Origin of the sequence: Bacillus marinisedimentorum (assembly GCF_001644195.2) — a bacterium.
GTDB lineage: Bacteria > Bacillota > Bacilli > Bacillales > Bacillaceae_O > Bacillus_BL > Bacillus_BL marinisedimentorum.
In genome coordinates this window covers 1-11,172 of the sequence record NZ_LWBL02000072.1, presented here as the reverse complement: position 1 = coordinate 11,172, position 11,172 = coordinate 1, and the positions used below count along the sequence as shown (strand labels likewise).

The following is an 11,172-nucleotide window of genomic DNA, read 5'->3' as shown; positions in this document are numbered from 1 at the left end:
ATGCGTGGAAACCAAAGTCAACATCTTTTTTGAAAGTGTTTTTGTTTCCTGCCGTCTCAACGACAGCTTTAACAATATATCATCTGACAAAATTAAGGTCAATACTTTTTCATAAATTATATATGGACTTTTTAGCAATTTATTAATAATGCTTCCCTACCCAATAGGTGATTGTAATTTTATGTTAACATAAGTATGGATTTCGAATGTTATCTTTAAACTTACAGGCAGGATTGTTTAATTAAGGGGAGATATATATAGTTTATCTGGTTGTATCGTATTTGTTTGCTCAGTTCCTTTTCAGTATTGGTAATTCTTTGGTAGTTATAGCAACTGAAGTCGATGACGAGAAAAAGACAAACAAAGTATTAGTTCATTTTATAATTGCAATTATTTCAGGTGCAATCGGTTTATACTTTTTAATGTATTTAATAAGAGATGCTGAACTTTTCAATTCGCTCTGTTAAACGCTAGTGTTGATTTCCGTTTCAGGTACTCGCTTTCCTCGGGGCGGGCGGTGAGCCTCCTCATCGCTATCGCTCTTGCGGGGTGTCACCTGTCCCGCTAGTCCCGCAGGAGTCTCGCACCTTCCACTACAATCAACTAGTGTAAAAAATCAACATTGAGTTTGAACACAGCCTTTCAATTAAAGAGTCAGTTTAACAATCCAATATACAAACAAAAACACTTGGAGATTGAAATCCAAGTGTTTTTGTTAGCTATTTGTACTGTTATTATGGCGATTTATTCCACGGCATCGCAAAAACTCACTTGTTTTTTATGGCAAGATGAAATGTGCAATGGCTGCGAGCGCAATCACACCCGGTATTCCGAGGAAACCGGAAATTGCGGCTGTCGCAAGGTTTATCGGAACATGCAAGCCAATTGCTGTTCCGAATGTATTCAAGAAAAAAAGGAATAGGGCGCCGATCAACATTTTGACTGCAGCTGTACCCATGAAACGAAGCGGCTTCATCGGCACACCGATCATCAGCAGCAAAAATAACAGGCCGCCGATTACTGAAAAGACAACGATTGGTTCCAATATCCCACCCCCGGTTCAAAAATAGACAAGTCCCTTGTTATATTCTATTGAACCGGGGAGGGCAATAGAACAGCACACTGTCACCTTTTTAGTTTTCCCATGGAAATGCGTCGTACTTTTACTTCCTTTAAAATGTAGAAATATTTGCTCTCGGCAATCCGCAGCGAATGAAGTACTTGCTCTGAAGGATCGACACTTCTTTCCACAAGTGTTTTTTGCTTCATCCATTCTTCTTTCAGGCTGGAAGCAAGTTCCAGCAATTGCTGGTCATACTCTTTGCGGAGCTTGCCTTTGCGGCGAAATATCATGTTGTTCTCCTCCCGCTTGCCCTTCTTATAGTTCTCTTCGCCCTTCAAGCGCTTTGGACAAAGTGATTTCATCTGCATATTCCAGATCGCCGCCAACCGGCAAGCCGTGGGCTATGCGGGTGATTTTGATGCCGGTCGGTTTCACAAGCCTTGATATATACATGGCCGTCGCTTCTCCCTCAATGTTGGGATTGGTTGCCAGAATCAATTCCTGGACTGTGTCATCCTGCAGACGTTTAAGCAGGTCCGGAATGTTAATATCCTCAGGACCGATTCCGTCCATTGGGGAAATCGCACCATGCAGCACATGGTACAGACCGTTGTATTCCTTCATTTTTTCCATTGCAATGACATCTTTCGGGTCCTGCACGACACAAATGACAGACTGGTCCCGGTTGTCATCATCACATACCCTGCACGGATCCTGATCCGTGATGTTATGGCAAATTGAACAGTGTGTCAGGTTCCGCTTCGCATTAACGAGCGATTTTCCAAAATCAAGAACATCGTCTTCCTTCATATTCAACACGAAAAAAGCCAGACGAACGGCCGTTTTCGGCCCAATGCCCGGCAATTTCATAAAGCTGTCGATCAGCTTGGATATCGGTTCAGGGTATTGCATTCACGTTTCTCCTTCCAACAATTAGAACATTCCAGGTAAATTCATACCCTTCGTGAATTGACCCATTGTTTCGTTTGTCGTTTCGTCCACTTTTTTCAAAACTTCGTTCGTTGCTGCAAGAATTAAATCTTGAAGCATATCGATATCATCCGGGTCAACAACTTCCTCTTTGATCTTTATATCGATGATTTCTTTATGGCCGTTGGCAACAACCGTTACCATACCGCCGCCCACTGTCGTTTCAAATGTTTGTTCTTTCAGCTCTTCCTGTGCTTTTTCCATCTTCTTTTGCATCTTTTGCATCTGTTTCATCATATTTTGCATATTTCCCATTCCACCGCGCATACGTAACGCCTCCTTGATTATTTTAATCTTGTATTTCTATTAATTCAGGACCGACGAGTTTTTTTGCTTCGGTAATAAGCGGATCTTCTTCCGCATCGCTGTTTTCATGAGCATCTGCCTCGCCTGCCCGCTGTTCACTTATAAATTCTTCACGCAGCGTCTCCCATTCACTGAAAGGAATGGTCACCATCTGCAAGCTTTTTCCGGTCATCTCAAAAATATGCTTTTCGAGCATTGTCTGGACGTTATTTTTGTTATCGGCAGCCATCTGGCAATGAATTTCATATTTAAAGGCAAGGACAAACGCCTGGCCAGATGCCGCGACCGGCTCACTGTCAATAAGCGTGGCATGTGCAGATATTTTTTCCTGCTTGAGCCGTTCCATAATATCTCCCCAGCGGCTTTTCAGCTGCTGCAGGTCCTGTTTCGTCGCCTTTTTCAAGATTTCCCTGATCCGGCCGGACGGCACTTTGAAGCCTCCGCGGCTGGAACGGGCCGGACGCCGTTCTTTTTCCTGGCGGGCCGGTTCTCCTGCGCTAGCCTGGACACCGGTTTCTTTAAGCTTCTTCAATTCGCCTTCAAGCTGCGTGATCCGGTCCAGCAGTCCCTGTACAGCGCTCTGGTCACCGGCCTGCTGTGCTGCCGGAGCAGGGGCGCCGCCCTGGCCGATCTTCACGAGAGCAAGCTCCAGGAATATTTTCGAGTGGGACGTCCACTTCATCTCCTGCTGGCTGTGGTTCAGCTGTTCAATGACACTGTAAATCCACTCAGCAGGCGTTTTTTCGGCAAGCCCTTTAAACGCCTCATCAACCGACACGCGCTCAAGCACTTCTTCAAGGTCGGATGCTGTCTGATATAACAGCATGTCCCGGAAGTAGTAAATCAAATCCTCGAGGAACCGTTTCGGGTCTTTTCCACCCTGTGTCAGCTGGTCGACGATTTTAAGAACCTGGGGCACATTCTGATCGAGCAGCGCCTCCGCAATGCCTGACAGGTAATTCTGTGAAACGGCTCCCGTGACAGACAGAACATCTTCAAGTTTTACTGTGTCTTCACTGTAGGAAATCGCCTGGTCAAGCAGGCTGAGCGAATCGCGCATTCCGCCTTCCGCTGCCCGCGCCACCATGTTCAGCGCTTCCTCTTCCGCTTCGATTCCCTGTTCACTGACAATCATCTTCATCCGTTCCACCATCGATTGGACCGGAATACGGCGGAAATCGAAACGCTGGCACCTTGAAATGATGGTCAGCGGTATTTTATGCGGCTCCGTTGTCGCCAGAATGAAAATGACATGTTTCGGCGGCTCTTCAAGTGTTTTCAAAAGGGCGTTGAAGGCACCAATGGAAAGCATATGAACCTCATCAATAATGTATACCTTATAGCGGACTGCGCTAGGTGCGTATTTCACCTTGTCGCGGATATCACGGATTTCATCAACCCCGTTGTTGGATGCGGCGTCGATCTCAATGACATCGTTGATCGATCCATCAGTTATGCCGCGGCACGATGAACATTCATTGCACGGCTCCGCAACTGGTGCACGTTCACAGTTGATCGCTTTTGCAATGATTTTGGCTGCACTTGTTTTACCTGTTCCGCGCGGCCCGGAAAATAAATAGGCATGGGAAAATTTATCCTGTAAAAGCGCATTTTGCAGTGTTTTTGTAATATGCTCCTGTCCGACCACATCCCCGAAGGTTTGCGGGCGCCAAACGCGGTATAAAGCCTGGTAACTCATCTCCCATGCGCTCCTTTTATTGCATATCGTTATGTTGCGGGAAGTTGTTTTCATGTTCTTCCCATACTTTTCTATTATACCTGATTTGCATACCTGTTTTCAAAACGTTCAACCACTTTTGCGAAACGTTTTACACCATCTGAATATGGTAATACATCCGGATGCTTGCGATTGTATAAAAAAACGCCCACTCTTAATGAGTGAGCGATTTTTATAAAGTTAAAGCCGTGCACCTTCCGTCGATCGGCGTTCCCAGGCGTTACTTAAGCAGTTGGCTCGGCCCAGGCTGTCCCGCGGCACACGGAAGTGGCCACTTACTGCTGCTTCCTTCCGGACCTGACAGGGTTCATGGGTTCCCGTTGCGCAGGACCCGGGCGTCAACACCACTTACTTAAGGCAGCCCCGAGAAGCACCGACCTCGGGAAGGGATTCGGCCTCGCTATAGCGGATTGCGAGTACAGGGCACCGCTACCTCCCCGCTTAGCACGGCAAATTTGAGAATAATTTTATTGGCGCCGTTAACGACGCATAACCTAGTATAGCCTTTTTACTGTAAAAAATCAAGGGGGGCTTAAAAATCAGCTGTCAGCCTGCTTTTTGCGGGCTTTCTTTTCATCTCTCAGTTTTCTGAAAAAATCACTCAGCATGGTTCCACATTCATTTTCAAGCACGCCGCCTTCCACCTCAGACTGATGGTTGAACCGTTCTTCCTGCAGAAGATTCATCAACGTTCCGGCACACCCGCCCTTCGGATCGTAAGCACCGAACACGACACGGTCCACCCTTGAAAGCATGATGGCCCCGGCACACATCGGGCATGGTTCCAGTGTTACATAAAGGGTTGACCCCGGAAGCCGCCAGGACCCAAGTTTCCGGCACGCTTTATCGATGGCGATCATTTCAGCATGTGCGGCAGACCGCTGCTCTGTTTCCCTCAAGTTATGGCCGGAAGCCACCACTTCCCCATCTCGCACAATGACGACACCGATCGGGACTTCCCCGAGTGCTTCCGCTTTTTTCGCTTCTTCGATTGCCTGGCGCATGAATTCTTCGTCTTTCAGCATTGCCCTAACTCCTTCTATCGGTATGTTAGCAGTATACCGAAAAAGAAAAATGAAGGAAAGCACAGGGCGCAGACTAAAATGATAGTCATTGTACTGGAGCCAATAAAAAATACAAGGCCGATTGATGAGCCTTTCGGCGAAGACAGAGGCGCAGTTGCCATAACCAGTGGAGTGCGCTTCGCAACAAACAAGAAGATGATTTGGTTTACCCAGTCTCTTTGTGATCTTTTCTTTCACCCGCTGCGGCTGCTGCGATTTTCCCCAGGACACGTTTAATTCTGCGTGTCTGGTGTTACCATTCATATTACTAGCTCCTTTGGTAATGCAGCTCTGATTTGGTTCGCGATCATGGGGCAGCATTATTACCAGATTAACCTGCGATGTTACGAGCAGGGGCTAGTTTTGTTCCTGATAACTTATCCATATTTATACTTCCTTGCTTATAAATTGGTACTTTCCTATAGGATAAAATAAAGCAGCCAGTGCGGCTGCTTTATTTTCGTACCACCAGTTCTTCATCAAGCATCGGCCATATTGCCGGGTCTTCCATGCCGAGGCGCCAGAGTGCGATCCCTTTGATACCGAGTTCGTCGGCGAGTGCTGCTTTCGCCTTGATACTGTCGCGGTTTTCAAACCAGACTTCATGACGCTGGCCTTCCTCATCGGTATAGGCGAACATCGGGGTTTGTGTCTCTTCGTCAAAGATGATCTCCTGATTATATTTTTCAGCGCGCTCAATTGCCATATCGTATGTCACGTAAGAGCTTCTGTCCGTCTCCAGATTGAAATCAAAACCAAAAACCGATACCGCACCGACGATTTTTTCTTTCGGCATTTGCGTCATCGCATACCGCAATACCCTTTCCATGCGGCCGATCGATACGACGGGGCCCGGTCCGCTTCCCGGCCAGCCGTGTTCGTTGTAAAGCATGACAACAAATTGATCTACTGCTGCCCCGAGCGCCGAATAATCGAATGGTTTAGCGAATTCACTTGGATCTTCTGCACTTACTTTGGATGGAACTGCCGCTGAGAAATAGTAACCTCTTTCCCGGAGTGTCCGCCCGATTTCATCATATAAAAGCGACAGACGCTCACGATCCTCTTCATACACATCTTCAATATCGATGTCGACGCCGTCAAAATTGTACTTTTCGATCAGTTCCACCAGATTCAAGGCAAACGCCGTGCGGTTCGCCGGTTCAGAGACGAGCGTTTTCACGACTTCTTTTGATGGGGTCGTATCCCCCCGTTTATATAGGAGATTATGAACGACGGCAAGAGTTTGTATGTTGTTCTGGTGGGCAATTGTAACAAGTGTATTTACCTCTTGATCTGTGAACTGGCCGAACTTTTCGATTTCGGTGGGATTCTCAAGTTCGATCCGGAACAAGAACAGGCCGAGTGACGATATTTCTCCAGTGTTGCGGACAAACGACTTATACGAACTCGGCAGCTGCGGTCCTTCGGCAAGCGTGTAGTAACTGTATATGTCAACAATCGGCTGGGAACCGTCATAGGCCCTTAGTGATGAGACTTTATTGGATATCCAGGCTGTGTCACCGTTAAAAAGCCGGACCTTAAACCAGCTGTCCTGGATTCCGATCACCGGCAGGCGCGCGTCTTTGACCATTTGCACAACAACATCGTTCACCATGCTAGGACCGCTGCGGATGTTGGCAACCCTGGCAGTGACGACAGCTTCAGAATAAGCCGGAATGACAAGAGTTTGTCCGACATCAAGGGCAGTACCCGTCAAATCATTCAGTATTATGATGCTCTCAACCGTCGTATTGAATTGCTGTGCGATTGCATAAAGCGAATCACCGGATTTCACCGTATAAGTGGTTACAGCCCTTTCCTGCCTGTCAACCCGCAGGCGCTGGCCGATATAAATGATATCCGAGGGAAGCTTATTCGCGGCTTTCAATTTTTCCGGGCTGATACCGTACCTTTGTGCAATCGACCATAACGACTCACCCGGCTGCACAATATGCCCATCTGATGACTCAAGTGGTACGACAAGCTGCTGATTGACGTAAAGCATATCAGAGCGAAGTCCATTTCTTCCTTTCAATTCATCGATGCTCGTTCCAAACCTGCCGGCAATTGACCAGAGGGAATCACCCGGTTTGACTATATACACACCCTCCTGTTGCTGAGGCACATTCATCACCCTTTCATAGTGGCTCTACCACCACTATATTCAGGGAAAATAAAAATCTTTCATTTTATCGGGAAAAAGACGGATTTTATTAAGAAAAGCAGTTGGCGCCCGCTTGGCGGCATACACGTTTGCGGGGCACCCGCAGGCGCGAACAGCGCCGAGGATGCTTCCCGGACGCCCCGCTATCATTTTTGCAGTTTTTATTCATACGCCAAAAAGATAAAACTTAAACTCCGATTTATGGGAGTTATACTTTTGCTGCTTAAAAACAACATTGAACGTTAACATAGCCTAATAATAAAAAAGTCCGGTGCTTTTTTCACCGGACTGTCAGAAATTATTTTAAATTAAGGAGTATCCTATCTGTTTAGCCCATCGGAACTTTTTGTTCCATTCGGCCGTTCATATCGATCATGAAGCCAATTTCACGGCCGAGCAACCCTGATAATTCCTTGGCCTTTTTTTCACCTTCTGTTTGAATCTGTTCAATCGTCAAGTTTCCTTTCAATTCGGCTGAACCAACAATCACTTGAATATCTGAGTTCTCATAAAAAACGATCTTCATTCCGCTTTCCTCCCTTTTTTGGCCATCCATTAAATAATAGTTCGTTTCCATTACCGAAAAACAGGGGGCAAAATCTGTCCCGGTTCCATCCATCTTTTTCATGCATATAAAACTCTGCTTTCAACTGATGGATTAGCGCATAACCTCCACTGATGTGCCTGAATTGACCAGCATTGGGTACAGGGGTCTTGCGCGGTTGGCTCCATTTATCATTTGCAATCCGCAATGAAGCACCATGATTTTTCAATAAAGCTGACATACCTGGCAAATGATAAAATGGAGACAAGGAGGGGATTGGAAATGAAAGTCGGTATAATAGGGCTTGGACATATCGCACAAAAAGCATATTTGCCGCTGCTCGCTGCAACACCAGGAATTGATCTTGTTTTGGCCACCAGAAACAAAACAACATTGCAGAAGTTAAGCAGCAAATATCGCATTTCCGAAACGGCATCTTCCATCGGGGAACTCGCCCAGAAAAATATTGAGGCCGCTTTTGTCCATTCCGCAACAGAGGTTCATCCAGAAATGGTGGATGAACTGCTGCGGCACAATATTCATGTGTTCGTGGATAAGCCATTAAGCCTTAACTATGAAGAAGCGGAAAAACTGACCCGGCTTGCGGATCGGCGCAATCTTATTTTAATGACAGGTTTCAACAGAAGGTTTGCACCCATGTACAGGCAAATGAAAGAGGTCAAAGACCGGCAGCTGATCGTTATGCAAAAGAACCGTTTTCACCTGCCAGGTGATATTCGGCATTTCATATTTAACGACTACATCCATGTAGTAGATACGCTCCGTTTTTTGATTCCTGGCAGTATTGGAGACATGCATGTGCACGGCATCATTAAAAAAGGGCTGCTCCATCAGGCTGTCCTTCAGCTTTCCGGCAGCGGATTCACGGCGATCGGCATCATGAACCGCGACAGCGGCATAACGGAAGAAAAACTGGAAGTATCCGGCCCAGGCGTGAAACGGGCCGTCAAGGAACTTACAGACGGATCCTATTTTCATGATGAAACCGAAGAAGCTTTAAAATTTGGAGGCTGGGATTCAACATTATACAAACGCGGCTTTGTTGATATGATTGCCGAATTCCTAAATGCCGCAGCCACCGGCAATATCCCGTCTCCGAGTGCTTTCGATTCACTCCAGACCCATGAACTATGTGAAAAAATAACCCGCCGATTGGAAGGTCAGCTTAACCCGTAATATCCAAAATGCCATTAAAAGGCTGGCCTGTTATAAGCCAGCCCTTTCCATTTATTCCGTTATGCCCACTTGATTAAATCCATCCGCTGCCGCCCGTGCTTCTTCACTTCCTTCGCCATAAAGGTCGACGGCTGACTGGATAATGCTGCTTCTTGCCTCACTGAAGTTGGACTCCGGCGTCAAGTAAACAGTGAGTGCGCGATAATAAATCTGCCCGAGCGCTTCTTTTCCGATCTGTTTACCGGTAATATAAGCAGCATGGTTGATGATTGAGGAATTGATATGGACACCGCCGTTATCAAGCTCAATCGGCAAATCATAGTACTCGTCCATATGGGAAGGGTACATACCGCTGCCATCACCATAAGGGACATAAGCACTTCCGACAGGATATTTCGATGGGTCACTCAGACTGCGAAGTGATTCTCTTCCTGAAGCCACAGCCTCATCTGCCATGATATCCTCTCCCACTTCCCAGTCTTCTTCATCAATGAGTGCCCCGAAAATATCAGAGAAAGCTTCATTCAGCGCACCTGATTGGAACCTGTATTTCAGTCCGGCTGAATGGCTGGTGACACCGTGTGCCATTTCGTGTCCGGCTACGTCAAGGCCCGCGGAAAGCGGAATGAAAAACTTGCCGTCCCCGTCACCGTATGTCATCTGATAGCCGTTCCAGAAGGCATTATTGTAGTTTTCCCCATAGTGAACCGAAGACTTGATCGCCATACCATTTCCATCGATGGAATTACGGTTATGTTCTTCCATGAAGTACTCATATACTTTTTCAGAATTGTAGTGGGCGTCAACTGCCGGCTTCTGATATTCGCTGATCCAGGCCGCATCACTGTCCAGGAACAGATCGCCCGGCAGCCCATAATAATCCCAGGAGTTTTTCATGTCATACGTAAAAATCCCTTCAAGGCCTTCATGGGTTCTATCCGCAAGTGCAAACATTGTGGAACCTTCTTTTTGCCTGGATACATGCATTTCCCGTTTATCCCCAAGGACACCTATGCCAAACCCGGTTACACTGCCGTCACTGCCTGTGTGCATAATGCTGTTATATTTATCAACGACTTGCCCTGTTTCAGCATTAATGAAAACAAACCAATTCCCCGGGTGTTCCCCTAAGAAATTCACATTGATTTTATATGTGAGGATAAGGCTGCTGCCAGTTGGGTAAACAACCAATTCTGTATTCGGCGGATACGGCAGTTCAGCAGGTGCGCCTGTCACCTGTTTGGCAATCGCCAGTGCGTTTTCTTCCGAAACCTTGATTTTGCCGGTTAGCGGTTTCTGTCCAACAAGATCATTGCGATGTCCGTTGACAAGTTCCACTCTATTCTCTTTATCGAAATGGACAATGATCTCTGCACCTTCTACCGGATAACCGTCCTGTGTCTGCTGAAAACGGATATGAGTCTTACCCAGCTTGTCCTCCTGCACTTTTTTCACTTTCAGTGTTTCTTCAGGTTTTTGAATATTTACCTTATGTATATTCTTTTCGAGGTACGCAAGTGCGTTTTCCGCATTGCTCGCTCCCATTTTACCCGCAGCTTTCTCTTTTACAAACAGCGGTACATTTCCGTTGCTTCCGTTAACCTTTTCATTTGATGCGGCAGCACCAGAAGGATGTGTCACAGCTTGCACGGACGGCATCACTAAAAAACTGGCCGCTACCGCAATAGACATTGCCATTGAAATCATAGATCCCTTTTTCCTCAATGATATTGCCCCCTTTCAGAGTATGAAACAAGTATATTAAAGTGAAAGCGGACGGTACATGAATAATTCCGATTATTTTGACTTCTTTATTTTCATAGAAACTAAGTCTTATTTATTTCGCCTTCCAACTATTTAGAATCACGAAAAGAAAATGTTTTCTGGGCATATAGGGAATTAATCCGACTCATTATGCCATATCCCGAGATTATCTTTGATGGACAGACAACATCTCCCTTCCCGCCTTCCATTAGTCTGAATTCCCCATAAAAAACACCGGCATTTATTTCCAACTAAAATAAAACCTTTTTAACACATTGGCTCTGATAAACGCTAGTGTTGATTTCCGTTGCAGGTACTCGCTTTCACCCAAAGGCACAA

10 protein-coding genes and 1 other RNA gene are annotated in these 11,172 nt (G+C 46.3%); 1 reads left to right on the top strand and 10 read right to left on the bottom strand.

What is annotated here, in order from left to right:
• Positions 1-778: 778 nt before the first annotated feature.
• From A4U59_RS19810 to A4U59_RS19770, 9 genes are all read right to left on the bottom strand, one after another.
• A complete protein-coding gene (locus A4U59_RS19810) occupies positions 779-1,045 on the bottom strand; it encodes a pro-sigmaK processing inhibitor BofA family protein (protein ID WP_066175300.1) in 267 nt (88 codons plus the stop codon).
• Positions 1,046-1,125: 80 nt separating this feature from the next.
• Positions 1,126-1,353, bottom strand: a complete 228-nt coding sequence (locus A4U59_RS19805; protein ID WP_066175298.1) for a YaaL family protein — start codon at positions 1,351-1,353, stop codon at positions 1,126-1,128.
• Between the two features lie 25 nt (positions 1,354-1,378).
• Entirely contained in the window at positions 1,379-1,975 is a 597-nt protein-coding gene (recR, locus tag A4U59_RS19800; RefSeq protein WP_066175297.1) for a recombination mediator RecR, read from the bottom strand.
• A gap of 21 nt (positions 1,976-1,996) precedes the next feature.
• Entirely contained in the window at positions 1,997-2,320 is a 324-nt protein-coding gene (locus tag A4U59_RS19795; protein ID WP_066175296.1) for a YbaB/EbfC family nucleoid-associated protein, read from the bottom strand.
• Between the two features lie 22 nt (positions 2,321-2,342).
• On the bottom strand, positions 2,343-4,058 hold the full coding sequence (gene dnaX, locus A4U59_RS19790; protein ID WP_066175294.1) for a DNA polymerase III subunit gamma/tau: 1,716 nt from the start codon (positions 4,056-4,058) through the stop codon (positions 2,343-2,345).
• 225 nt (positions 4,059-4,283) lie between these two features.
• An RNA gene (gene ffs / locus A4U59_RS19785) (signal recognition particle sRNA large type) lies at positions 4,284-4,547 on the bottom strand.
• An 89-nt stretch (positions 4,548-4,636) separates the two neighbouring features.
• Positions 4,637-5,122 carry a tRNA adenosine(34) deaminase TadA gene (gene tadA, locus A4U59_RS19780; RefSeq protein WP_066175292.1) on the bottom strand — a complete coding sequence of 162 codons (486 nt, stop codon included), beginning with the start codon at positions 5,120-5,122 and terminating at the stop codon, positions 4,637-4,639.
• A gap of 493 nt (positions 5,123-5,615) precedes the next feature.
• Complete coding sequence (locus A4U59_RS19775; protein ID WP_245680601.1) at positions 5,616-7,268, bottom strand: LysM peptidoglycan-binding domain-containing protein; 1,653 nt, start codon at positions 7,266-7,268, stop codon at positions 5,616-5,618.
• A gap of 388 nt (positions 7,269-7,656) precedes the next feature.
• Complete coding sequence (locus A4U59_RS19770) at positions 7,657-7,905, bottom strand: hypothetical protein (RefSeq protein ID WP_169824014.1); 249 nt, start codon at positions 7,903-7,905, stop codon at positions 7,657-7,659.
• Between the two features lie 249 nt (positions 7,906-8,154).
• Here A4U59_RS19770 and A4U59_RS19765 point away from each other — a divergent pair, with 249 nt between their 5' ends.
• Entirely contained in the window at positions 8,155-9,069 is a 915-nt protein-coding gene (locus A4U59_RS19765; RefSeq protein WP_066175288.1) for a Gfo/Idh/MocA family protein, read from the top strand.
• Positions 9,070-9,120: 51 nt separating this feature from the next.
• Here the strand turns inward: A4U59_RS19765 and A4U59_RS19760 are convergent, their stop codons facing one another.
• Positions 9,121-10,794: a M4 family metallopeptidase gene (locus A4U59_RS19760; RefSeq protein ID WP_245680600.1), complete on the bottom strand. Its 1,674-nt coding sequence runs from the start codon at positions 10,792-10,794 to the stop codon at positions 9,121-9,123.
• Positions 10,795-11,172 lie beyond the last annotated feature (378 nt).

Bases quoted from the DNA above. Each gene is read 5' to 3' on its own strand.
- A4U59_RS19805 (WP_066175298.1), bottom strand. From the start codon at position 1,353: ATGATATTTCGCCGCAAAGGCAAGCTCCGCAAAGAGTATGACCAGCAA.
- recR (WP_066175297.1), bottom strand. From the start codon at position 1,975: ATGCAATACCCTGAACCGATATCCAAGCTGATCGACAGCTTTATGAAA.
- A4U59_RS19795 (WP_066175296.1), bottom strand. From the start codon at position 2,320: ATGCGCGGTGGAATGGGAAATATGCAAAATATGATGAAACAGATGCAA.
- dnaX (WP_066175294.1), bottom strand. From the start codon at position 4,058: ATGAGTTACCAGGCTTTATACCGCGTTTGGCGCCCGCAAACCTTCGGG.
- tadA (WP_066175292.1), bottom strand. From the start codon at position 5,122: ATGCTGAAAGACGAAGAATTCATGCGCCAGGCAATCGAAGAAGCGAAA.
- A4U59_RS19770 (WP_169824014.1), bottom strand. From the start codon at position 7,905: ATGGAAACGAACTATTATTTAATGGATGGCCAAAAAAGGGAGGAAAGC.
- A4U59_RS19765 (WP_066175288.1), top strand. From the start codon at position 8,155: ATGAAAGTCGGTATAATAGGGCTTGGACATATCGCACAAAAAGCATAT.